Genomic DNA, 22,987 nt, shown 5'->3' with positions numbered 1-22,987 from the left:
GCACATGTCTTCCCGCGTCATTGACTGTAAAGTTACCCGCCAGTAACTTTATATACTGCACCGTCCCGCACCGGCGTACTAGTCTTTAGGCATACCCCCGTGCGGGACGTCGGATATCAAAGGAGCTATAGTGCGCGAATTCAGTGTTCCGCCTCTTGTTGTAGTCCCACCGGAGACCAACATCACCGATCTGGTGCTGCGGCAGGCAGCCAAGGCCAGCAACCCCGCACTCTTTTCGCGGCGCGACGACTCCGGGGCCTGGCGGGACATTTCCGCCACTGACTTCGTGGCCGACGTCCGGGCCCTGGCAAAGGGACTGATGGCCAGCGGCGTGGGTGCCGGCGACCGCGTGGGCATCATGTCCCGCACCCGGTACGAATGGTCCCTGGTGGATTTCGCAATCTGGTTCGCCGGCGCCGTTTCCGTCCCCATCTACGAAACATCCTCGCCCTCCCAGGTGGCCTGGAACCTCGGCGACTCCGGCGCGGTGGCCGCTTTCGGCGAGGCAGCCCACCATGAGGACATCATCCGCCAGGCAGTGACGGCGGAAGGCCTGGCATCCCTCCAGCACGTGTGGCAGCTGGAAGGCGCAGGACTTGACGCCCTCCGCCAAGCCGGCCGGGAGGTCAGCGATGATGATCTTGAAGCCAGGAGGAAAACAGCCACCCTGGGTGATACCGCCACCATCATCTACACGTCGGGCACAACAGGCCGGCCCAAGGGCTGCGAACTGACGCACGGCAACTTCGTTGAGCTTTCGGACAACGCACTGGCGATCATTGGCGAGATCGTCCACGAAAACGCGAAGACCATCATGTTCCTCCCCCTGGCACACGTCTTCGCCCGCTTCATCTCCGTCCTGGCCATGGCTGCCGGCACCACCGTGGCGCACACGCCGGACATCAAGAACCTCCTGGCGGACCTGCAGAGCTACGGGCCCACCTTCATCCTCGCGGTGCCGCGGGTCTTCGAAAAGGTCTACAACTCCGCCATGACCAAGGCGGAGGACGCCGGCAAGGGAGCCATCTTCCATAAGGCAGCGGATACCGCCATCGCCTTCTCCAAGGCACGGCAGGAGGGCCGCGTCGGCCTGGGCCTCAAGCTCCGCCATGCACTGTTCGACAAACTGGTCTACGGCAAGCTGCGGGCCGCGATGGGCGGCCATGTTGCCCATGCAGTGTCCGGCGGCGGCCCGCTGGGTGAGCGGCTGGGCCACTTTTTCCAGGGCATAGGGCTGCAGGTGCTTGAAGGCTACGGCCTGACGGAAACCACCGCACCCATCTCCGTGAACACCCCGTCGCTGATCAAGATCGGATCCGTGGGAAAACCCCTGCCGGGAAATGCGGTGAAGATCGCAGAAGACGGCGAGATACTGGCCAAGGGCGTGTGCGTCATGCGCGGCTACTACAAGCGGCCCGACCTCACCGGGGAAACGTTCGACGACGGGTGGTTCCGTACCGGGGACATCGGCCGGCTCGATGACGACGGCTTCGTGTGGATTACCGGCCGCAAGAAGGAGATCATCGTCACCGCCGGCGGCAAGAACGTCATCCCTGCCCTGCTTGAGGACCAGATCCGGGCCGATGCGCTGGTCTCGCAGGTGCTGGTGGTGGGCGACAACCGGCCGTTCATCGGCGCCCTGGTCACGCTGGACCAGGAAGCCCTGCCCGGCTGGCTGCAGCGACACAACCTCCCGGCAGACACCTCCCTGGCCGATGCCGCCAAGAACCCGGTGGTCAAGGCGGCAGTCCAGGACCTGATCACCGCCGCGAATGCGTCGGTTTCCCAGGCCGAGGCCATCAAGTCCTTCCGCATCGTGCCGGCCGACTTCACCGAAGCGTCCGGGCACCTGACGCCTTCCATGAAGGTCAAGCGGGCCCAGGTCATGAAGGACTTCGAAACCGTCATCGAGGAGATGTACGCGGCACCGCGCTCCTGACACACAAGGATGAGGCGCCAAAGCCGGCGCCGACTCCGGCCCTAACAAACGAAAGGATCCTCCCCACGGGGAAGATCCTTTCGTCTGTTTAACCGGGTCCCGGCTACTGCTCGACGACCAGCAGCAGGTCCCCGCCCTCCACCTGCTCGATGGTAGAGATGGCGAGCCGGGAAACCTTGCCGGCCACCGGCGTCGTAATGGATGCTTCCATCTTCATCGCCTCGATGGTGGCTACCGTGTCACCGGCCTTGACCTCGTCGCCCTGCTTGACCGTTACAGTGACTGCACCCGCGAACGGCGCGGCCACCTGGCCGGGCTGGCCAGGGTCTGCCTTCTCGGCAGCTTTGACGTTGCTGACCACGGACTTGTCCCGGACCATGACCGGACGGGACTGGCCGTTCAGGGTGCACATCACGGTCCGCATGCCCTTTTCGTCGGGCTCGGAGACTGCTTCCAGCGAAGCAATCAGGCGCACGCCCTTCTCCAGCTGGATCTCGTGCTCAGCGCCGCGCTGCAGGCCGTAAAGGTAGTCACGGGTGTCCAGCACGGAGATGTTGCCGTAGGTCTCCACGCTCTTCAGGTAGTCCTTGGTGGGTCCGTCGAAGAGCAGCCGGTTCAGAGTGTGCTGGCGGGTCTTGGAGTCGGACTTGAGGGCAGCGCTGTCCTCGGCGCTGAGCTCCACGTCCCTGACCTTGACGCTGCGGCCCTGCAGGGCCTTGGTGCGGAAGGGCTCAGGCCAGCCTCCTGGAGGATCGCCGAGCTCGCCGGACAGGAAGCCGATCACGGAATCCGGGATGTCGTAGTTCTGCGGGTTCTCGTTGAAGTCCGCCGGGTCCGCGTTCAGGCCCACGAGGTGCAGGGCGAGGTCACCCACCACCTTGGAGGACGGCGTCACCTTGACCAGGTGGCCAAGGATGCGGTCGGCCGCGGTGTACATGTCCTCGATGGCCTCAAAGCGCTCCCCCAGCCCCAGGGCCATGGCCTGCTGGCGCAGGTTGGAGAGCTGGCCGCCGGGGATCTCGTGCTGGTAAACGCGTCCGGTGGGGCCGGGAAGGCCGGATTCGAACGGTGCGTACACGCGGCGGACCGCTTCCCAGTACGGTTCCAGCGAACTGACCGCCGCCAGGCTGAGCCCCGTGTCCCTCGGAGTGTGCGCCAGGGCTGCCACCAGGGCCGAAGCCGAAGGCTGGCTGGTGGTTCCTGCCAGCGACGCCGATGCGACGTCCACGGCGTCAACACCGGCATCCACGGCAGCCAGCAGCGTGGCCAACTGGCCTCCTGCTGTGTCGTGGGTGTGCAGGTGCACCGGCAGGTCGAAGCGTTCCCGGAGGGCTGAGACGAGTTTCGCGGCCGCTGCGGGACGGAGCAGGCCGGCCATGTCCTTGATTGCCAGGATGTGGGCGCCTGCGTCAACGATCTTCTGGGCCAGCCCCAGGTAGTAGTCAAGCGTGTAGAGCGTCTCTTCCGGGTCCAGCATGTCCCCGGTGTAGCAGAGTGCCACCTCGGCCACCGCGGTGCCGGTGGCCCGGACCGCCCGGATGGCCGGGGCCATCTGGCTGACGTCGTTCAAGGCGTCGAAGATCCGGAAGATGTCGATGCCGGTGGCGGCAGCCTCGTTGACGAAGGCTTCGGTGACCTCTTCAGGGTAGGGCGTGTAGCCCACGGTGTTGCGGCCCCGCAGCAGCATCTGCAAACACACGTTGGGGAGCGCAGTGCGCAGCGCGGCGAGGCGGTCCCAGGGGTCTTCGCCGAGGAACCGGAGCGCCACGTCATAGGTGGCCCCGCCCCAGGCTTCAACGGACAGCAGTTCCGGCAGCAGTGCGGTGACGGCCGGTCCGGCCGCCACCAGGTCGCGGGTGCGGACGCGGGTTGCCAGCAGCGACTGGTGGGCGTCCCTGAACGTGGTGTCCGTGACGGCCACCGCATTCTGTTCGCGAAGCGCCTTGGCAAAACCTTCGGGGCCCAGTTCAAGGAGCCTCTGCCGGGAGCCCGGAACGGGCTGCCTGTCCTTGACGGACGGCAGTTTGCTTGCCGGGTTGGAGTGGACCTTGAGTTCGCCGTTTGGCTTGTTGACCGTGACCTCGGCCAGCCAGGTGAGGAGCTTGGTGCCGCGGTCCGCAGAGACGCGGGCCTTGAGCAGCTGTGGCCGCTCGTCAATGAAGGAGGTGGCAACGTCCCCGGCGATGAAGTCGGGATCGTCAAGCACGGCCTGCAGGAAGGAGATATTGGTGGAGACGCCGCGGATGCGGAATTCCGCCAGGGCCCGGCGTGCACGGGCGACGGCAGACGGGTAGTCCCTGCCGCGGCAGGTGAGCTTTACGAGCATGGAATCGAAATGGGGGCTGATTTCGGCACCCGAGTAAACGGTGCCGCCGTCGAGCCTTACACCCGCCCCGCCGGCGGACCGATAGCCGGTGATCTTTCCGACGTCCGGACGGAAGCCGTTGGCGGGGTCTTCCGTGGTGATGCGGCTCTGCAGCGCCGCGCCGCGCAGCTTTACGGTGTCCTGGGAGAGGCCGAGGTCGGCGAGTGTTTCTCCGGCGGCGATCCGCATCTGTGCCTGCACCAGGTCGACGTCGGTGACTTCCTCGGTGACCGTGTGTTCCACCTGGATGCGCGGGTTCATCTCGATGAAGACGTGCTGGCCGGCGCGCTCCCCGACCGTGTCCACAAGGAACTCCACCGTGCCGGCGTTGACGTAGTTCAGGGCCTTGGCGAACTTGACGGCATCCCGGTACAGCGCCTGCCGGATGCCCTCGTCGAGGTTGGGGGCCGGTGCGATCTCGATGACCTTCTGGTGGCGCCGCTGGATGGAGCAGTCGCGTTCGAAGAGGTGCATGACATTGCCCTGGGCATCGGCCAGGATCTGGACCTCGATGTGCCGCGGGCGCAGCACGGCCTGCTCCAGGAACATGGTGGGGTCGCCAAAGGCGGCATCGGCCTCGCGCATGGCTGACTGCAGGGCTTCGGGCAGGGCCTCGCGGGTGTCCACCCGGCGCATGCCGCGGCCGCCGCCGCCGGCCACAGCCTTGGCGAAGATGGGGAACCCGATCTCGTCGGCTGCAGCGATCAGTTCGTCCAGGTCCTTGGAGGGCGCGCTGGACTTCAGGACGGGAACGCCGGCGTCGCGGGCTGCCTTCAGCGCCGCCACCTTGTTGCCCGCGAGTTCGAGGACCTCAGCAGGCGGACCAACAAAGGTGATGCCCGCGGCCTTCGCCGCCCGGGCGAGGTCCGGGTTCTCGGAAAGGAACCCGTAGCCCGGGTAGATGGCGTCCGCACCGGACTCCTTTGCTACCCGCACTACTTCTTCTACGTCCAGGTAAGCCCGGACGGGGTGGCCCTCTTCGCCAATCAGGTAGGCCTCGTCCGCTTTCTGGCGGTGGATCGAGTTTCTGTCCTCATGGGGGAAAACGGCAACAGTCTTGGCGCCCAGCTCGTAGCCGGCGCGGAAGGCCCTGATCGCGATTTCGCCGCGGTTGGCCACCAGAACTTTGGAAAACATACTTCTCCTGCATCATTGCGGGTGGATCGGTGAGTGGTCACAGTGTCTAGGACCTACAACGACAAACACAAATCTTTGTGGCCACCATCACTAATTTCCCCGTCATGTCCCGAAGCCTTCTGCCGGCTCGGGCGGAAACCGCCCCAGCAGCGCAGTCGGTGCCATGCCGACGCCCCAGAAAGCAGGATTCGCCGGCGCATCAACATATGATGTGTAGGGCGGCAGGACCGTCCGGCTTCGGCACTGCCGGAGCAAACATTACCCCCAACACGGCATCCGGCGTTAGGTTTTGGTCTCTCAAGTGCAAGTAGTCAGCATCAGCAGCCTTAAGGGTGGAGTCGGCAAGACTTCCGTCACCACAGGATTGGCGTCTGCGGCGCTGGCCGCGGGCATCAGCACGCTGGTGGTGGACCTTGATCCCCACGCCGATGCCACCACTGCATTGGGAGTGCAGCCCGGCGACCAGCTGGATATCGGCAGGATGCTCAAGAGTCCCCGCCGGGCAAAGCTGTCCGAAAACGTGGTGCGCAGCAGCTGGACGGCCAGGGCACAGTCCAACGGCTCCGGTCCCGCCGTACTGGACGTCGCCGTCGGCTCTGCCTACACCGGCATCTACGACCGGCCGGACCTGGGCCGCCGGGACCTGCGCAGGCTCTCCTCCGTCCTGGCTACCGGGGACGACTACCAGCTTGTCCTGGTGGACTGCCCGCCGTCCCTGAACGGCCTGACCAGGATGGCTTGGTCCGCCAGCGACAAGGTCGCACTCGTTGCCGAGCCCGGCCTGTTCTCGGTGGCCGGCACAGAGCGGACCATGCGGGCCATCCAGCTTTTCCGCCAGGAGTTCGCCCCCAGCCTCTCCCCGGCAGGCATCGTGGCCAACCGGGTGCGGTCCGGCTCCTCTGAACACGCGTACCGGCTTGCAGAGATGGAGTCCATGTTCGGAGAACTCCTCCTGAGCCCGCGGATTCCGGAACAGGCCAACTGGCAGCAGATCCAGGGCGCCGCGCACCCCGTGCACCACTGGCCCGGTGATTCCGCGAAGTCCGCTGCGGCGCTGTTCGATGAGCTGCTGGCCAACCTGATGGCCGCGGGCAGCGGCCTGCGCAGCCGCGCCAGGTAGGGCAGCCCGCAGGAAACCGAATTAACAGGCAAGGGGCCGCCCTCCGGATGGAGAGCGGCCCCTTGTTCAAAGTTTCAGCTGATCTTCCGCGCTGCCCTGCGCTTGCTCAGTTCGTCATCCGGAAAGGTCTGCTCTGCGGCATGCTCGCTGGGAAGCGAGGCCAGGCTGCCCTCCACCTCTCGCCAGACCCGTCCGACGGCAATCCCGAACACACCTTGCCCGCCTTGGACGAGGTCGATGACCTCATCCGCGGAGGTGCACTCGTAGACGCTCGCGCCATCGCTCATCAGCGTGATCTGGGCGAGGTCTTCGACGCCGCGTTCCCGCAGGTGTTCCACGGCGGTACGGATTTGCTGCAGCGATACCCCGGTGTCCAGGAGCCTCTTGACGACTTTCAGGACCAGGATGTCGCGGAAGCCGTAGAGTCGCTGGGAGCCGGAGCCGGCGGCGCCGCGGACCGCGGGCTCCACCAGGCCGGTGCGTGCCCAGTAGTCGAGCTGGCGGTACGTGATGCCGGCCGCCTTGCAGGCAGTGGGTCCGCGGTAACCCGCGTCCTCATCCAGCACAGGAAGGTCTTCGGTAAACAGGAGGCCCTGGGCACCGCTCGCCGGCACAGCAACACCAGCCGTGGGCTGCTTCAGCCCGCCTGTTTCACCTTTGGGACTCACCTGGATCCTCCTTGTCATACGCTCCCGGGGAAACTGCTGCAGCAGCAGTGCATGAAGACCATGCATGTAATTTTCGCGGGGCGCACTTTCCAGTGTGACTTGCGCGGCTGCCGTAAGCAATGGGAACTCGATACTTCGACGTTAGGCCCGGGGGCTCGCAAGGTCAAAGACCCAGCAGGGTTTATCGGGGCGTGTCGAAAGTTTCACCCTCAACTTTAACCTTAACGTGACCTTAGCCGTCGAAATCCTCAGGTTCAACGTCGTCCAGGAACTCCCGGAACCGGCGCAGTTCGCGCTCTTCATCAACGGTGGGACCGGGCTCGGTGTCCTCGCCCTCGTCGTGTTCCGTGATGCGAACCCCGGCCTCATCCATTACCGAGTCGGCGCACCAAATCCTGCACTTTGCGCGCAGGGCTATGGCCAGTGCGTCCGAAGCCCGGGAACTGACTGTTGTCCCGTTCTCGAACTGCAACTGGCCGTAGAAGATGTTGTCCTCCACCGCCACGATGTTCACGCTGACCACCGAGTGCCCCAGCGACTCCACGACGTCCACCAAGAGGTCGTGGGTCATGGGGCGCGGCGGGACCACGCCCTGCTGGGCAAGGGCGATGGCACTGGCTTCAGGCGTCCCGATCCATATGGGGACATGCCGTTCCCCGTGCATCTCCCGAAGCAGGACCAGGGGCTGGTTGGAAGGCAGTTCGATCCGAACGCCCACAATCTCGACTTCAATCATCAGATGTCCATGCGTGAGATATGGTCCTGCACCAGGGCACGGTGCAGGGTGAGGCAGAGGTCGCTGATTTCACGGGCGGCCTCAGCTGCCCGCGCCTGGGACGCGGAGTCCTTGCGGGACGCCAACGGCGCCACGACGCGCTCCACCAGGCCAAACTCCCGTTCCGCAGCCGCCTGGAAGGGGCGGAGGTGGCGGGGCTCAAGCCCGTGGCTTTCCAGTTGGACGCAGGCCCGCGCCACCTGGAGGGCGTGCTCATCGAACTGGCCATTGCTGTGGCTGATCAGGCCGAAACTCAGGAGGGACTGCAGCAGCGGCACGCTGGCACCGGATTCCGTGCGGAGCTGCTCTTCCGTAAGCTTGCGCCCCCGGTTCTGCAGTTCGGCCGCCAGCTCATCCGAGACGATGCGCGGGGACACCACGACGCCGGGCGGGAGGTTCTCGGGGCGCTCCCCCCGGTCGATGGCGTCGAGGTAGTCCTTGATGACCTTCAGGGGAAGGTACTGGTCCCGCTGCAGGGCCAGGACGAACCGCAGCCGCTCCACATCGCCGTCCGAGTACTGGCGGTAGCCCGCCGGCGTACGGCGCGGGTTGATCAGCCCTTTTTCCTCAAGGAACCTGATCTTGGACGCAGTCATTCCGGGGAAGTCCCCGCTGAGCTGTGCGAGGACTTCCCCAATGTTGAGGACCTGGGGTCCCCGGCGTTCCGGTTGTGCCATTGCCACAGGCAGTGGTCCCCGGTTCAGCCGCGGCCTGCAGCGTTGGCAGGGCTCAGGTAGAAGGTGAGGCGGAATTTGCCGATCTGGACTTCGCTGCCGGACTTGAGCTCCACGCTGTCCACGCGGTCGTGGTTGACGTAGGTGCCGTTCAGGCTGTTTTTGTCCACCACCTCAAAACTCCGTGCGGTGCGCCGGAACTCAACATGGCGGCGGGAAACGGTGACGTCGTCCAGGAAGATGTCCGCATCCGGGTGGCGTCCTGCCGTGGTGACATCGGAATCAAGCAGGAAGCGGGCGCCGGCGTTGGGGCCGCTGTGCGCAACCAGCAATGCTGACCCAGCCGGCAGCGCCTCAACCGAGCTGCGCTCATCGGATGAGAGTTTGGGGGCAATCGTGGGCTCATCCCTCACCGGGGTGAGATGGATTGAAGTGGTCTCCGACGCCCTGGCCGCACCCGAGCCGTGTTCCCCGTCGGCAGGGTTCTGTGTGTGGCCAGCCATGGACTCCTCCTCTTTCCGTTGCAGCCCTCAGGCCTGCAACCAACATCTGCCCTCCGGACCTGCAACGCAGGCCCGGTCCCGGCCCGCCGATCCGGCCGCTGACGTGCGAAGACGTTCTGCCTTCACGGCGGGGCCGGACCGGAATTACCGGTTAGCTTTAGCCTACCTGTTGTTCGTACTCCGATGCACTGAGCAATGATTCAACGGCGTCGGCTTCGGCGAGCTTGATCTCAATCAGCCACCCGTCACCGTAGGGATCTGTGTTGATAAGCGCGGAATCAGTGTCCAGTGACTCGTTGCGGGCCACGACTTCACCGGTTACGGGTGCATAGATGTCGCTGACGCTCTTGGTGGACTCCACCTCGCCCACAACATCGTTCGCCGTAATCTTGGTGCCAACTTCAGGCATCTGGGCATAGACAACATCCCCGAGCGCGTCCTGGGCAAAGTCGGTGATGCCTACCCGGACCACGCCGTCGGCATTGGGGGCGGTGACCCACTCGTGTTCGGCTGTGTAGGACAGATCTTCGGGAATGTTGCTCATCAGGGGCCTTTCATCGGGTCGAACACCAATGTCAACGGGGCCCGGAACGGGCCGCCGCTGAAAGTATAGGCACAACTGCCCGGGCGTTCGCCGGGGTTTCTGCCAAGATGGGACGCATGAGCGCATGCACAGCCGGGCGTCCACGTCAGGGAAGGCAGGTAGCGGATGCCTGAGCTGCCCGAGGTCGCCGGCCTTGCCGGGTTCCTGGATGAGCACCTGCAGGGAGCGGTCGTGTCTAAAGTGCAGATCGTTTCCTTCGCCGTCCTCAAGACGGCCGATCCCCCGTTCAGCGCCCTCGAGGGCAGGACCGTCACGGGCGTCCGGCGTTTCGGCAAGTTCATCAGCATCGACACCGGCGGCATCTCCTTCGTCTTTCACCTGGCCAGGGCCGGCTGGGTCCGCTTCACGGACTCCCCCACCGAGGCCCAGCTGAAAATGGGCAAGGGGCACATCGCCGCCCGCCTTGCCTTCACCGGCCCCGGGGGTCCCCGCGGCTTTGACCTCACCGAGGCCGGCACCAAGAAGAGCCTGGCGGTCTACGTGGTCCGGGATCCGCAGGAAGTGCCGGGCATCGCCTCGCTGGGACCGGACCCCTTCGCTGAGGCGTTCGACGCCGACATGCTGGCGGAGATCCTTGCCGGCAGTTCCCAGCAGGTCAAGGGCCTCCTGCGGAACCAGGGCGTCATCGCCGGCATTGGAAACGCCTACAGCGACGAGATCCTGCATGCGGCAAGGATTTCCCCCTTTGCCACGGCCAAGTCCCTGGACCGCGGAAGCGTCCAGGTCCTGTACGACGCCATCCACACCATCCTGGGCACGGCGATGGCCGAGGCTCAGGGCAAGCCGCCGAAGGACCTGAAGGACGTCAAACGGAGCCACATGCGCGTCCATGCCCGGACCGGGCAGCCCTGCCCCGTGTGCGGGGACACCGTCCGGGAGGTTTCCTTCGCCGATACCGCCCTGCAGTACTGCCCCACCTGCCAGACCAAGGGCAAGATCCTGGCTGACCGCAGGACCTCGAAGTTCCTCAAGTAGGAAAACATAAGGTCTCGGCACGGGCTTCTTGCGGGAGACTGATCAGCGCCGGTTAAACACCAGAGGCCGCCTCCGGATTTCTCCGAAGGCGGCCTCTGGTGTTTTGGTCGGGCTGACAGGATTTGAACCTGCGACCCCTTGACCCCCAGTCAAGTGCGCTACCAAGCTGCGCTACAGCCCGCTGGTTCCGCCGTTCTCCGCTGTGCCAAATCCACGAATCGCTTCGAGGATTTCACCAGCAGTCCGGCCGAACCACCTAGAAGAGCTTACACGATTCCGGAGGGTGCCAGTGACACTTTCCGGCTTCCGGCGCTCCGCGTGTTGCGGAGATCACCGGAATCAACGCTTCTTGCCGCGCTTTTCCCGCACGCGCATGCTGACCTCGATAGGGGTGCCCTCGAAGCCGAAGGTTTCCCGGAGGCGGCGGGTGATGAAGCGGCGGTATCCGGGGTCCAGGAATCCGGTGGTGAACAGCACGAACTTCGGCGGCCTGCTGGACGCCTGGGTGCCGAAGAGGATGCGCGGCTGCTTGCCGCCGCGGACGGGGTGCGGATGCGCTGCAACGAGTTCGCCGAGGAAGGCGTTCAGGCGGCCGGTGGCGATGCGCTTGTCCCAGTTCTCCAGTGCCAGGTCCAGGGCGGGAACCAGGCGGTCCTTGTGCCACCCGGTCTTGGCCGAGATGTTCACCCGGGGCGCCCAGTTCACGTGGGCCAGGTCCTGCTCGATCTCACGTTCCAGGTAGCGCCGGCGTTCGTCGTCGAGCAGGTCCCACTTGTTGAACGCCAGCACCAGGGCACGGCCGGACTCAATGGCGAGTTGCAGGATCCGGACGTCCTGCTCGCTGAGGACCTCATCCACGGCGAGGAGCACGACGGCGACCTCCGCCTTTTCGAGTGCGGCCTGGGTCCGCAGGGAGGCGTAGAAGTCCGCCCCCTGCGCCATGTGCTGGCGGCGGCGGATGCCTGCCGTGTCCACGAAGCGCCACGTCCGGCCGCCGAGCTCGATGAACTCGTCCACGGGGTCGCGGGTGGTTCCGGCGGTGTTGTCCACCACTACGCGCTCGGTACCCGCCAGCTTGTTCAGCAGCGAGGACTTGCCCACGTTGGGGCGCCCGATCAGGGCAATGCGCCGCGGGCCGCCGGAACGGTCGGTTCCCTCAATGGTGGAGAACTCCGGGAGCACGTCCATCACGTGGTCCAGCAGGTCCGCAACTCCGCGGCCGTGCAGCGCCGACACCGGGTAGGGCTCGCCAAAGCCCAGGCCCCACAGGGTGGCCGAGTCCGCCTCCTGCGCAAAGTCGTCCACCTTGTTGGCCACCATGATGACCGGCTTCTTGCTGCGGCGGAGCATCTTCATGACGCCTTCATCGGTGGCCGTTGCCCCCACTGCGGAGTCCACCACGAAGAGCACGGCGTCCGCGAGTTCAACGGCCATCTCGGCCTGCTCCGCCACGCGGGCGTGGATGCCGCGGGCATCGTGCTCCCAGCCGCCGGTGTCCACCAGGGTGAAGTTGCGGCCGTTCCAGCTGGCGGAGTACATGACGCGGTCGCGGGTGACACCGGGGGTGTCTTCAACCACTGCTTCACGTCGGCCCAGGATACGGTTCACCAGGGTTGACTTGCCCACGTTGGGGCGTCCGATGATGGCCAGGACGGGATCAAGCTTGACCGGGCCGTCGAAGTCCTCGTCGCCGTACTCGCCGCTGAGGAGTGCGGCGTCTTCCTCGTCGAGGTCATAGTCCTCCAGGCCCGCCCGGAGGGACGCGGCGCGGAGCTCTGCCTCGTCGTCGTCAATGGCAGCCAGCCGTTCGGCCACCTGGTCCGTGCCCGTGGGCGTGTATTCGTCTTCGCCGGCGCCGGGGTGGCCGGGAGTTTGAGTCGTATCGCTCATTGCACTGTCCTTAGTGGTCATCTGCCGGCGTCCCGGCTACTGCTGTTAAGTCTTTATGGGCATCTGCCGTGGGCAGGGGCTGCCCGCTGAGTTGGATGGAATCCTGGACGTGCCCAGCCAGCGCAGCGCGGATTTCCAGCGCCGCCCTGTCCATTGAAGCACGCCCGCTTTCCCCGGCCCTGCGGCCAAGGGTGAGGGCATTTCCGAAGCTGACGTGGAAACGCCTGCCCGGCCGGGGCACGGAATCAAGGTGTTCGTCGCCTTTGCGCGTACCCAGGATGGCCACCGGAACCACCGGGGCTCCGGAGTTCAGCGCCAGCCAGGCGACGCCGCCGTTAATGTCCGCAGCCGCCCCGCTCCCCCGGGTACCTTCGGGAAGGATCCCTACGCACCGTCCGGCGTCGAGCACTTCCTTGCAGCGCTGCAGTGCCGCGCGGTCGCCCCGCCGGTCCACCGGCAACTGGCCGGAGGCGTGGAGCACCCGGCCAAGGAATCCCTGGAACATTTCCTGCTTGACCAGGATGTGCATGGGCCGTGGCGAGGCACCGAACATGACCGGCCCGTCCAGGAAGCTGATGTGGTTCGCGGCGAAAATCACCGGGCCTCCGGTAGGCACGTTGTCCTTGCCTGTGACTGTGGTCCGGTACACCAGATGGTCGAGGATCCAGCCCACCGGCCTGCTCCACGTCATGGTCAGCCCGGACGGGACACCCCGCTTGCCGTCAGTCACGGTTGAGGGCCTTCGTGACGATCACCAGGGCCGCTGCGACGGTCTGCTCGAAGTCGAGGTCCGATGAGTCCAGCGTGACAACCCCGGAGGCCGCCTTCGTGAAGTTCACCACCGTGGAATCCTTCGCGTCGCGGTGGGTCACCTGGGCCGCCAACTGCTCGGCGTCCTGGGTGCCGCCGAGCTGCATCCCCCGCCGGCGCAGCCGTGCTTCCTCGCTGGCTGTCAGCAGCATGCGGACTTCTGCCCCGGGCGCGACGACGGTGGTGATGTCCCTGCCTTCCACCACCATGCGGCGGTGGTGCTTTTCGATCAGTTCCCGCTGGCGGCGGATGAGCTCAGTCCGGGCGCCGAGGGTGGTGGCCACAGCGCTGACGGCGGAAGAGATTGCCGGTTCGCGGATGGCGTCCGTGACGTCCACCCCATCCACGCGGACGTAGTCGTCCTGCGGGCTGGTGCTCAGTTCCAGTACCAGGTCCCGGGCGGCCTGCTCCACGGCTGCGGCGTCACCGAGGTCAATACCCCTGTTAACGCAATCCCAGGTCAGGGCGCGGTACATCGCGCCGGTGTCCAGGTAGGCGAGCCGGAGCCTGCGGGCCACTTCCTTGCTGACGCTGGACTTGCCGGAACCGGAGGGGCCATCAATGGCCACCACGAGCGGCCGTCCGATGCGCAGCGCGGGCATGGTGTCGAGAAGTTCCTGTGTCATTACTGAAGTACCCGCCATCCGCGGTCGTTTAGTGCTTCGATCAGGTGGTCGTGCTTGTTCGGCAACACGGATATTTCCACCATACCCACGTTTCGGCCGGACGAGTGGTCAAGGCGGAGGTCCTCCAGGTTGACGCCGATCTCCCCGATTTCGGTGAGGAGCCGGGCAATTTGACCCGGTTTGTCGTCCACCAGGACGGTCAGCCAGGAGTATGCCTGCGGCGGTCCGCCATGCTTGCCCGGAATGCGTGCCTGGCCTGCATTGCCTTCGCTCATGAGCTGGGCGAGGTCCAGCCGCGCTCCCGGGGCTGCGGGCTGTTCCAGGGTGCCGATCAGCCGGTTAAGGTCATCGCGGACGCCGTACAGGATGTCCACCACCTTCGCCGCGTTGCCGCCAAGGATCTGGACCCAGAGGGCGGGATCGCTGGCAGCAATACGGGTGACGTCGCGGAGGCCGTTGCCGGCCAGGGACAGCGCGTGCAGGGGTGTGCCCTGCAATCGGCTCGCCACCAGAGACGACATCACCTGGGGCAGGTGCGAGACCAGGGCCACGGCTTCGTCATGTTCTTCGGCCGTGAACCGGGAGACGACCGCGCCCAGGTCTGCGGCCAGGGAACGGGCCGTCTGGAGGGCGGCGCCGGAGGTCTCCTCCGAAGGACACACCACCCACGGCATCGAGGTAAACAGCTCCCCCCGCGCAGCTACGGGACCTGACTTTTCCCGCCCGGCCATGGGGTGGGTTCCCACGTAGCGGGACAGGTCAACTCCGCGGCGGCGCAGCTGGCCCAGGATCTCCGCCTTCACGCTGGCGATGTCCACCACAACCGAGTCAGGGTATTCGGACAGGGCTTCCGCCACGACGTCGGCCGTGACGTCCGGCGGGGCGGCAACCACCACGAGCTGCGGAACCCTGCCGCCCAGTTCAGCCAGTGGCCGGCCCGCCCCGATATCCACGGCCACCGCCTGGTTGGTGGGTGAGGGGTCGGACAAGAACACCGGCACGCCGCGCCCGCGCAGCCCCAGCCCGATGCTGGTGCCCAGCAGTCCGGTCCCAAGGACCACGACCGGACCGTCCAGGTGCCCGCGGCCCTGGCTGTGGAAAGCGGACATGCCTCAGAGCCCTACGGATGCCAGCAGGTGGCCGACTTCCTGCTTGCCGAGGTTGCGGATGCTGCCCTGTCGCTGGTCTCCCAAACCGATGGGGCCCACCTTCACGCGGACCAGCCGCAGGACCGGGAAACCTACGGCGTCGAACAGGCGGCGGACAATGCGGTTCTTGCCGGAGTGCAGCACCACCTCGATCAGGACGTGGCCCGGGGTGGAGTCGACAAGCCGGAAGGAGTCCACGGACGCAAAGCCGTCCTCGAGTTCCACACCCTCCTTGAGCTGCGCGCCAATGCCCTGCGGGAAGGGACCGCGGACCTGCACGAGGTAGGTCTTGGGAACCTCGTAGGAAGGGTGCGTCAGGCGGTTGGCGAGTTCGCCGTCGTTCGTCAGCAGGAGCAGGCCCTCGGTGGCGACGTCGAGGCGGCCGACGTGGAACAGGCGTTCGCCCTTGTTCTTGCTGTTCTTGAGGAAATCGCTGATGCAGGGGCGCCCCTCAGGATCCTCCATGGTGGAAACAACGCCCTTGGGCTTGTTGAACACCATGTACACCAAGTCCTCATCCAGCTGGATCCGGAGCCCGTCCACGTGGATGACGGCGGTCTTGGGGTCGACGCGGACGCCGAGTTCGGTGACCACCTGGCCGTCCACTTCCACGCGGCCCTCGGCGATCATCTCTTCGCAGACGCGGCGGGAGGCGACCCCGGCCGAGGCCATGACCTTCTGCAGGCGCACGCCATCGGCATCGTGAAGCTCCGACTGGGGAACATCGCCCCGCGGGCCCTTCTTGCGGGACGGCCTGCGGACCGGCCCCAGGTTCTGGCCGAAACGTTCGCTGCCGAACGCCCGGGAGGCCGCGGCGCCCGGGGCGCCGGTGCGTGGCTTCGGTTTCAGGGCGCCGGGAGTGCCCGGTGCTTTCTTTGCCCCGGGCTTGCGCGCTGCAGGCTTCCGGGAGGACGGCCTGGCCGCCTTCGGATCAACCGCACCGCGGCCCTGCTGCGGGCCGTCCGAAGCCAAATCCGGATCGATGAATCGCTCCTCGCGCGGCTTGGGTGCGCGTTGCGGGCGGTCGCTGCCGAACCCGCCGCCCCGCTTGGGGGCACCGCCGCGGAACCCGCCCGCTGAACTGCCACCCTGGGAGGTGTTGCGCTGTGTCCTGTTTCGTTCCGAACCGTCGCGTCCCGAACTGTTACGTGGTGAACCCTGGCGTCCCGCCTGTGTCATGACCCGTCCTTCAATTGTGTGGCCGGAAAGGTGTCCACAGACAACCTTAACCAGCCGTGCAGAAATAGTCTGCCCTGATAAATTCTCTTTGCCCAGGCAGGGCGAACCCGCCTAGATCCCTTCGGCGTCGTAGTACTCCGCGATGCCGTCCAACCCTGGAAGATGTGGAGACAGCTGCGGCAGCTCGGCCACCGAGCCGATTCCCATCCGCTCCAGGAAATACGATGTAGTCCGGTAGAGGATGGCCCCGGACTCCGGATCCGTTCCCGAATCCTCGATCAACCCGCGTTGGGCGAGTGTCCTGACCACAGAGTCAACATTGACGCCCCGAATTGCGGACACCCTTGCCCTGGAGACAGGCTGCCGGTACGCGATGACCGCCAGCGTTTCCAGGGCCGCCTGGGTGAGCCTGGCCGTTTGCCCTTCCAGCACGTATTTGCCAACAATGTCGGCGAATTCCGCGCGGGAATAGATTCGCCAGCCACCGGCGATGTTCCGCAATTCAAAACCCCGGGGGCTGGAGCCGAAACCAGCGGCGCTGGCTTGTTCCATATCCGGGGCTTTAACAGTATAGCCGGTATACTCGCGCTGAAGTTCGGCCAGCAGCGTGGTGACCGTTTCAACGGTCAGCCCAAGCCCGGCAGCCAGTTCTTCTTCTGTTGCCGGCTGGTCGATGACCATCAGCACGGCCTCAATGGCAGCTTTGGCCCCGCCCGGAAGGTTTTCCAGGTCATCCTCCCCCGGGTCCGTTGGTTCGGTAGCTTCCTTGGTCACAGCTGCTCCTCGAATTCTTCGCTCAGGTTCTCCGCCGACCACTGCCTGCCGCCGGCTGTCCAGTGGACGGCAAGGTCCGCCAGCGGCGAAAGCTGGTCGAAGGAGACTGCCTTGTCCCGGAACAGTTCAAGCAGGGCCAGGAACCTGGCCACCACCACCAAGGTGGACTCTGCGTCGGCAATGATGGCCCGGAAAGTCAGCGGCGATTCCTGCTGGAGCCGCAACCCCACGATCTCCGCCTGCTCCTTGACGCTGACATTGCCGCCGTGCAGGTGGGCCAGCCCCACCTCCGTTGCTTTGGGCGCCTTGGGTTGCAGCGCAGCTTGGGCCATGGCTGCGAACTGTTCAGGAGTGTGCTTCCAGACGAGCTCGGGGAGCAGCGCAGCGAAGTGTTCCTCCAGCGCAACCTGCCGGGGAAAACGCCGGGCTTCCTGGTGCAATGTTTCGCCTAGCAGCCCGGCCACGTGCTTGAAGGCCTTGTATTGGAGCAGCCGGGCGAAGAGCAGGTCCCTGGCTTCGAGCAGGGCCATGTCCTCGTCGTCTTCCACCTCCCCGGCAGGAAGAAGCCTGGCAGCTTTGATGTCCAGCAGTGTCGCGGCGATCACCAGGAATTCACTGGCTTCGTCAAGGGCCCAGTCCTCGCCCAGTTCCTGCAGCTTCCGGATGTACTTGATGAATTCGTCGGTCACCGTGGCGATGGCCACCTCGGTGATGTCCAACTGGTGCTTGGCAATCAGCCCCAGCAGGAGGTCGAACGGACCCGTGAAGTTGGCCAGCCGCACCTCGAAGCCGGGCTTGGTTTCGGCCACGGCGTGGCTAGGGTGCGCCGCCGCGCGAGATCAGCTCTTTGGCCAGCCGGCGGTAGGCGTCGGCGCCCACGTGGTTGCCGGCGTAACTCGTGATCGGCTCGGCGGCCACGGTGGCGTCCGCGAACTTGATGGAGCGCTTGATGACGGTCTCGAAGACCTTGTCGCCGAAGGCCTCCACCAGCCGGGTGATGACCTCCCGGCTGTGCAACGTCCGTGCGTCGTACATGGTGGCGAGGACGCCGTCCACCTGCAGGCGCGGGTTAAGGCGGTCCTGCACCTTGTCGATGGTTTCCACCAGCAGCGCCACGGCGCGGAGGGCGAAGAACTCGCAGATCAGCGGAATGATGACGCCGTGCGCCGCGGTGAGCGCATTGACGGTCAGGAGCCCGAGGGAAGGCTGGCAGTCTATGAGGACGACGTCGTAGTCGTCCTCGACTTTCTTGAGGGCCCGGTCCAGGACCTGCTCTCGCGCAACTTCATTGACGAGCTGGACTTCGGCGGCGGAGAGGTCAATGTTGGCCGGCAGCAGGTCGACGTTCTCGACGCCGGTCTGGTGGATGGCGTCGCGGATGTCCACTTTGCGGTCCATCAGCACGTTGTAGACAGTGAGGTCCAGCTCGTGGGGATTCACGCCGAGGCCGGCCGAAAGCGCACCCTGCGGATCGAAGTCGACCAGGAGGACGCGGCGGCCGTATTCCGCCAGCGCCGCGGCGAGGTTGATCGTGGAGGTGGTCTTGCCGACGCCGCCCTTCTGGTTCACCATGGCGATGACCCGGGCCGGACCGTGGGAGGACAGCGGCGCGGGTTCCGGAAACTCGCGGTATGGGCGCCCGGTGGGCCCCATCACCGCATTGTCCAGGTCAAATTCCGTGCCCTCCAGAGTTGCTGAACCCTGTTCGCTGCTCACGTATCTATCCACACTTTCGATGACGGTGATTTCCTGCCGCTGACTGCCAGCGCCGTTCCTTCTTCTTCCCAAGGTTACAGCGACCGACACGGCATTCGAGGGAACTTGACTTTCGGCCCATGTTGAGCCTTGACCCTCTAGCTGAGGTCGAAGGTTGGTTTGGTTCAGGACACGCGGCAGCCCCCGCTGCCATGGCTGCGGGGGCTGCTGCGTTGATCCGGACTGGTATCTGGTTCGTGCTAGACGGTGGCGGGAACGCGCGCCCCGGTTTCCTCGACGACCGGGGCGGCGTGCCCGGCAATCATGGTCTGCTCGTCGAAGGGCAGTTCACCCGAGAGCACCTGGTTGACCTGTACGCCGTCGATCTCCTTGACCCACGTGCCAATCAGGACGGTGGCTACGGCATTGCCGGTGAAGTTGGTCAGGGCGCGGGCCTCGGACATGAACCGGTCGATGCCCACGATCATGCCTACGCCGCCCAGCAGCTCGGGCTTGTGGGCCTGGAGGCCGGCAGCCAGCGTGGCGAGGCCGGCACCGGTGACACCGGCTGCACCCTTGGAGGCAATGATCATGAAGATCAGCAGGGAGATCTGGGCGCCCAGGTCCAGCGGCGTGCCCATGGCGTTGGCAACGAACAGGGAGGCCATGGTCAGGTAGATGGCCGTGCCGTCAAGGTTGAAGGAGTAGCCGGTGGGCACCGTGACGCCAACAACGGGCTTGGAGACACCGAGGTGTTCCATCTTGGCGATCAGGCGGGGCAGGGCGGCCTCGGAGGAGGACGTGGAGAAGATGAGCAGGTATTCGCGGCCCAGGTACTTCATCAGCTTGAAGATGTTGACGCCGGTGACAACCTTGAGCAGGCCGCCCAGGATGATCACGATGAACAGTGCGCAGGTGATGTAGAAGGCAGCCATCAGGGTGAACATGCTGACGATGGCCTGGAAGCCGGTAGCTCCCACGACGGCGGCGATGGCACCGAAGGCACCCACGGGGGCGAGCCACATGATCATGATCAGGATGCGGAACACGAGGACCTGGCCGTGGCTGATGGCCTTGAGGATGGGAGCGCCCTGCGGGCCCATCTTCTGGAGGGCGAACCCTACGAGGATGGCAGCAAAGAGGGTGGGCAGGACGGGAATATCTCCCGGAATGATGCCAAGGAGGAAGGCAACGGTGCTGTCTACTTCCGCCTTCTTGTTGGGGTCGTAGGGAGCGAGTTTCAGGCCCTCACCCGGGTGGATCAGGTTGCCCACCACGAGGCCGATGGCGAGCGCGAACGTGGACATCAGGACGAAGTAGCCCAGCGCCATGCCGCCTACCTTGCCTACCGTGGCAGCCTTCGCGATCGAGCCGATGCCCAGGACGATGGTGCAGAAGATGACCGGGGCGATCATCATCTTGATGAGTTTGATGAACCCGTCGCCGAGCGGCTTGAGGGACTTGCCGACCTCCGGAAACATCAGGCCCACCACGGCGCCGAGGATCACGGCGGCGATGACGGCGATGTACAGGTAGTGCGATTTGTCGATGCCCTTGCGCCGCGTCTTCACGGTGTCAAGCGACTCTCCTCGTTGAGAAGCCATGATGTGTCTCCTTATATGGATAATCTGATAGACGCTGCGGCACAGTATCTGGGCTCAACACGTCCTCCGGTGTGATATCCATCATTGGGTACGCCGTGACCCAGCTCACCGTTGCGTTCATATTGGTCGTGGAAGGCGCGTGGAGGTACGGATGATCCACCCCTGGAGTATCGCCCGCCGGCTCTTCGTGGCGAACCTGCTGATTGTGGTGGTGTTCATCGCCATCGTTGGTTCAGCCACCTACGTTGATGCCCGTGACCGCGCCTATGACGAGGCCGGCACGCGCATGGCGGGGATCGCCGCTTCGATCGCAGCCAGTCCGCTGGTGCTGGAGGCGGCCGCCGGCCCGGACCCCTCCGCCGTCCTGCAGCCCTATGCCAGCGACGTAATGTCCGCAGCCGACGTCGACTTCGTGACCATCATGGCTCCGGACCGGACGCGCTGGACGCACCCGCGGGAGGAGGAAATCGGCCGGCCTTACATCGGCTCAATCGACGCCGCCTTGCGGGGTGAGCAATACACGGAAGTGACGGCGGGGACGCTGGGCCCGTCAGTGCGGACGATCGTCCCGGTCAAGGATGAGGCGGGCGGCGTGAAGGCGCTGGTGGCGGCGGGTGTCACGGTACGGACGGTGGATGTTGCGTTCGCGGGACGCCTGCCTGCCCTGCTGGCGATTGGCCTTGCCCTGCTGCTGGGAGGCTCGCTGGCCTCCTGGCTGCTGGGCCGGTATCTTCGCCGGGTCACCCGCGGCTGGGGGCCGGAGCAGCTCTCGCAGTTGTTCGCATACTACGAGTCCGTCCTGCACTCGGTCCGGGAAGGGCTGATCCTCATCGATGCCAAGGGCCGCGTGGTGATGTACAACGACCACGCGGCCGAGTTGCTGGGCCTTGAGGGATCCGGCAGCGAGGACCCCACCCGGCCCCCGTCACTGGCGGAACTGCCGCTCGAGGAGGAGCTCCGGGAACTGTTCGAGTCGGGGCGGACTGCCAAGGACGAAATTGTCCTTACCGGTTCGCGGGTCCTGGTGGTTAACCAGGGACCGGCCAAGGCGCCCGGGGCTCCGGGGAACCGCGGCAGGTCAGCCGTCTACGGCACGGTGGCCACGCTGCGGGACCGGACCGAGATTGAGGCGCTGGGCAACGAACTGGAAACCATGCGCACCCTTTCCGGAGCGCTCCGCGCACAGACCCATGAGCACGCCAACAGGCTCCACACCATGGTCTCGCTCCTGGAGCTGGGCCGGACCCAGGAAGCCCTGGACTTTGCCACCCGGGACCTGGAACTGAGCCAGCAGCTGACCGATGACATGGTCGGCTCGGTGGATGAGCCCGTACTGGGTGCCCTGGTCATGGGCAAGGTGGCTGAAGCCCACGAACGCGGCGTCCAGCTCGACGTTGCCACGCTGGGTTCCGGTACTGTGGCGGGAGTCGCGGTGCAGGACCTGGTCACCATCCTGGGCAACCTGCTGGACAACGCGATCGATGCGGCATCAGACGCTCCTCCGCCGCGGCGGGTGCAGCTGACCGTGGAGTCGGACGAGGAGGGGCTGGACATTGCCGTCCACGATTCCGGTGCGGCGCTGGACGCCCAGGCCGCGGACAACATCTTCCGGCACGGCTTCAGCACCAAGCCTTCCGGACCCGGCGGACGGGGCATCGGGCTGGCGCTGGTCCGGCAGGCAGTACACCGCCTGGGCGGTACGCTGACCATCAACGGACGGCGCGGAGCGAAGTTCGAAGTATTTCTTCCCGCAGCGGTGTCCCCGCAGAAGGAGCACACACCGTGAGCAACATCCGGGTCCTCATCGTTGAGGACGAGGCCATCGCATCAGCCGCACACGCGGCCTACATCGGGCGGTTGCCGGGCTTTGAACTGGCCGGAAGCGCTCCTGACGGCCAGTCTGCCCTCCGCCTGCTCGGCGAATTCTCCGCGGCAGGCAACCCGGTGGAGCTGGTCCTCCTGGACATGAACCTCCCGGACCTCCACGGGCTGGACATTGCGCGGCGCATGCGGGCGGCCGGCATCCTGGCGGACATCATTGCCATCACGGCGGTGCGGGAACTGGCGATCGTCCGGAGCGCGGTGGCCATTGGCGTGGTCCAGTACCTGATCAAGCCGTTCACCTTTGCCACTTTCGCCGACAAGCTGGAGAGTTACCGGCAGTTCCGGCAGCAGCTCGCAGGCCATGACGCAGGATCCGGGAAGACCGGCGCGTCCCAAAGCGAAGTGGACCAGGCTTTCGCCAGTTTGCGGGCGCCGTCCGAACTCCCCCTGCCCAAGGGCCTCTCGGTTTCCACGCTGGACTCGGTGCAGGACTTCGTCAAACAGCAGCGCGATGCCGTCTCGGCCACGGAGGTCATGGACGCCCTCGGCATGTCCCGCGTCACCGCGCGGCGCTACCTGGAGTACCTGGCCGATGCAGGTACAGTCTCCAGGACTGCCCGGTACGGCACCCCGGGCAGGCCGGAGAACGAGTACCGCTGGAACGCGCGCTGAACTGG

General features: G+C 65.6%; 20 protein-coding genes and 1 tRNA gene. 5 read left to right on the top strand and 16 right to left on the bottom strand.

Annotated elements, in window-relative coordinates; all coding sequences use genetic code 11:
- Nucleotides 1–130 precede the first annotated feature (130 nt).
- Complete coding sequence (locus C3B78_RS07360; protein ID WP_104997485.1) at nucleotides 131–1,939, top strand: AMP-dependent synthetase/ligase; 1,809 nt, start codon at nucleotides 131–133, stop codon at nucleotides 1,937–1,939.
- Between the two features lie 103 nt (nucleotides 1,940–2,042).
- Here the strand turns inward: C3B78_RS07360 and C3B78_RS07355 are convergent, their stop codons facing one another.
- Entirely contained in the window at nucleotides 2,043–5,441 is a 3,399-nt protein-coding gene (locus C3B78_RS07355) for a pyruvate carboxylase (RefSeq protein WP_104997484.1), read from the bottom strand.
- A gap of 301 nt (nucleotides 5,442–5,742) precedes the next feature.
- Between C3B78_RS07355 and C3B78_RS07350 the strand changes: the two genes are divergently transcribed.
- Nucleotides 5,743–6,561: a ParA family protein gene (locus C3B78_RS07350; protein WP_104997483.1), complete on the top strand. Its 819-nt coding sequence runs from the start codon at nucleotides 5,743–5,745 to the stop codon at nucleotides 6,559–6,561.
- Between the two features lie 74 nt (nucleotides 6,562–6,635).
- On the opposite strand, the gene C3B78_RS07345 is transcribed toward C3B78_RS07350, so the two are convergent.
- From C3B78_RS07345 to gcvH, 5 genes are all read right to left on the bottom strand, one after another.
- Nucleotides 6,636–7,229 (bottom strand): MerR family transcriptional regulator, encoded by a 594-nt coding sequence (locus C3B78_RS07345; RefSeq protein ID WP_104997482.1) that lies wholly within the window; start codon nucleotides 7,227–7,229, stop codon nucleotides 6,636–6,638.
- Nucleotides 7,230–7,461: 232 nt separating this feature from the next.
- Entirely contained in the window at nucleotides 7,462–7,965 is a 504-nt protein-coding gene (locus C3B78_RS07340; protein WP_013600629.1) for a bifunctional nuclease family protein, read from the bottom strand.
- A complete protein-coding gene (gene ftsR / locus C3B78_RS07335) occupies nucleotides 7,965–8,681 on the bottom strand; it encodes a transcriptional regulator FtsR (RefSeq protein ID WP_104997481.1) in 717 nt (238 codons plus the stop codon). The genes C3B78_RS07340 and ftsR overlap by 1 nt, the downstream gene beginning before the upstream one ends.
- A gap of 23 nt (nucleotides 8,682–8,704) precedes the next feature.
- Nucleotides 8,705–9,181: an FHA domain-containing protein gene (locus C3B78_RS07330; protein ID WP_104997480.1), complete on the bottom strand. Its 477-nt coding sequence runs from the start codon at nucleotides 9,179–9,181 to the stop codon at nucleotides 8,705–8,707.
- 157 nt (nucleotides 9,182–9,338) lie between these two features.
- Nucleotides 9,339–9,725, bottom strand: a complete 387-nt coding sequence (gene gcvH / locus C3B78_RS07325) for a glycine cleavage system protein GcvH (RefSeq protein ID WP_104997479.1) — start codon at nucleotides 9,723–9,725, stop codon at nucleotides 9,339–9,341.
- A 165-nt stretch (nucleotides 9,726–9,890) separates the two neighbouring features.
- On the opposite strand from gcvH, the gene C3B78_RS07320 reads away from it, so the two are divergent.
- Nucleotides 9,891–10,760 carry an Fpg/Nei family DNA glycosylase gene (locus C3B78_RS07320; RefSeq protein ID WP_104997478.1) on the top strand — a complete coding sequence of 290 codons (870 nt, stop codon included), beginning with the start codon at nucleotides 9,891–9,893 and terminating at the stop codon, nucleotides 10,758–10,760.
- Nucleotides 10,761–10,864: 104 nt separating this feature from the next.
- Here the strand turns inward: C3B78_RS07320 and C3B78_RS07315 are convergent.
- The 10 genes from C3B78_RS07315 to C3B78_RS07270 form a co-directional block, all read right to left on the bottom strand.
- A tRNA-Pro gene (locus C3B78_RS07315) sits at nucleotides 10,865–10,941 on the bottom strand.
- A 158-nt stretch (nucleotides 10,942–11,099) separates the two neighbouring features.
- Nucleotides 11,100–12,650, bottom strand: a complete 1,551-nt coding sequence (der, locus tag C3B78_RS07310) for a ribosome biogenesis GTPase Der (RefSeq protein ID WP_104997477.1) — start codon at nucleotides 12,648–12,650, stop codon at nucleotides 11,100–11,102.
- Nucleotides 12,651–12,660: 10 nt separating this feature from the next.
- Nucleotides 12,661–13,341, bottom strand: coding sequence for a lysophospholipid acyltransferase family protein (locus C3B78_RS07305; protein WP_199775400.1), 681 nt, complete (start codon nucleotides 13,339–13,341; stop codon nucleotides 12,661–12,663).
- 31 nt (nucleotides 13,342–13,372) lie between these two features.
- Nucleotides 13,373–14,086, bottom strand: a complete 714-nt coding sequence (gene cmk, locus C3B78_RS07300; RefSeq protein WP_104997476.1) for a (d)CMP kinase — start codon at nucleotides 14,084–14,086, stop codon at nucleotides 13,373–13,375.
- Nucleotides 14,086–15,195 carry a prephenate dehydrogenase gene (locus tag C3B78_RS07295; RefSeq protein ID WP_104997475.1) on the bottom strand — a complete coding sequence of 370 codons (1,110 nt, stop codon included), beginning with the start codon at nucleotides 15,193–15,195 and terminating at the stop codon, nucleotides 14,086–14,088. The genes cmk and C3B78_RS07295 overlap by 1 nt, the downstream gene beginning before the upstream one ends.
- Nucleotides 15,196–15,198: 3 nt before the next feature.
- The gene (locus tag C3B78_RS07290; RefSeq protein ID WP_104997474.1) at nucleotides 15,199–16,413 is read right to left on the bottom strand and encodes a pseudouridine synthase; all 1,215 of its coding nucleotides are present in this window, start codon (nucleotides 16,411–16,413) and stop codon (nucleotides 15,199–15,201) included.
- A 111-nt stretch (nucleotides 16,414–16,524) separates the two neighbouring features.
- Nucleotides 16,525–17,187 carry an SMC-Scp complex subunit ScpB gene (scpB, locus tag C3B78_RS07285; protein ID WP_104997473.1) on the bottom strand — a complete coding sequence of 221 codons (663 nt, stop codon included), beginning with the start codon at nucleotides 17,185–17,187 and terminating at the stop codon, nucleotides 16,525–16,527.
- The gene (locus C3B78_RS07280) at nucleotides 17,184–17,996 is read right to left on the bottom strand and encodes a segregation and condensation protein A (RefSeq protein ID WP_104997472.1); all 813 of its coding nucleotides are present in this window, start codon (nucleotides 17,994–17,996) and stop codon (nucleotides 17,184–17,186) included. The genes scpB and C3B78_RS07280 overlap by 4 nt, the downstream gene beginning before the upstream one ends.
- 7 nt (nucleotides 17,997–18,003) lie before the next feature.
- On the bottom strand, nucleotides 18,004–18,903 hold the full coding sequence (locus C3B78_RS07275; RefSeq protein ID WP_013600617.1) for a ParA family protein: 900 nt from the start codon (nucleotides 18,901–18,903) through the stop codon (nucleotides 18,004–18,006).
- Nucleotides 18,904–19,142: 239 nt separating this feature from the next.
- Nucleotides 19,143–20,486 carry a cation:dicarboxylate symporter family transporter gene (locus C3B78_RS07270; protein ID WP_104997471.1) on the bottom strand — a complete coding sequence of 448 codons (1,344 nt, stop codon included), beginning with the start codon at nucleotides 20,484–20,486 and terminating at the stop codon, nucleotides 19,143–19,145.
- Between the two features lie 151 nt (nucleotides 20,487–20,637).
- Between C3B78_RS07270 and C3B78_RS07265 the strand changes: the two genes are divergently transcribed.
- Entirely contained in the window at nucleotides 20,638–22,272 is a 1,635-nt protein-coding gene (locus C3B78_RS07265; protein WP_104997470.1) for a sensor histidine kinase, read from the top strand.
- Nucleotides 22,269–22,982: a response regulator gene (locus C3B78_RS07260; RefSeq protein ID WP_104997469.1), complete on the top strand. Its 714-nt coding sequence runs from the start codon at nucleotides 22,269–22,271 to the stop codon at nucleotides 22,980–22,982. The genes C3B78_RS07265 and C3B78_RS07260 overlap by 4 nt, the downstream gene beginning before the upstream one ends.
- Nucleotides 22,983–22,987 lie beyond the last annotated feature (5 nt).

Origin of the sequence: Arthrobacter sp. PGP41 (genome assembly GCF_002953935.1) — a bacterium.
GTDB lineage: Bacteria > Actinomycetota > Actinomycetes > Actinomycetales > Micrococcaceae > Arthrobacter.
The sequence above is the reverse complement of the archived record's forward strand: the minus strand, read 5'-3'. Positions and strand labels throughout refer to the sequence as shown.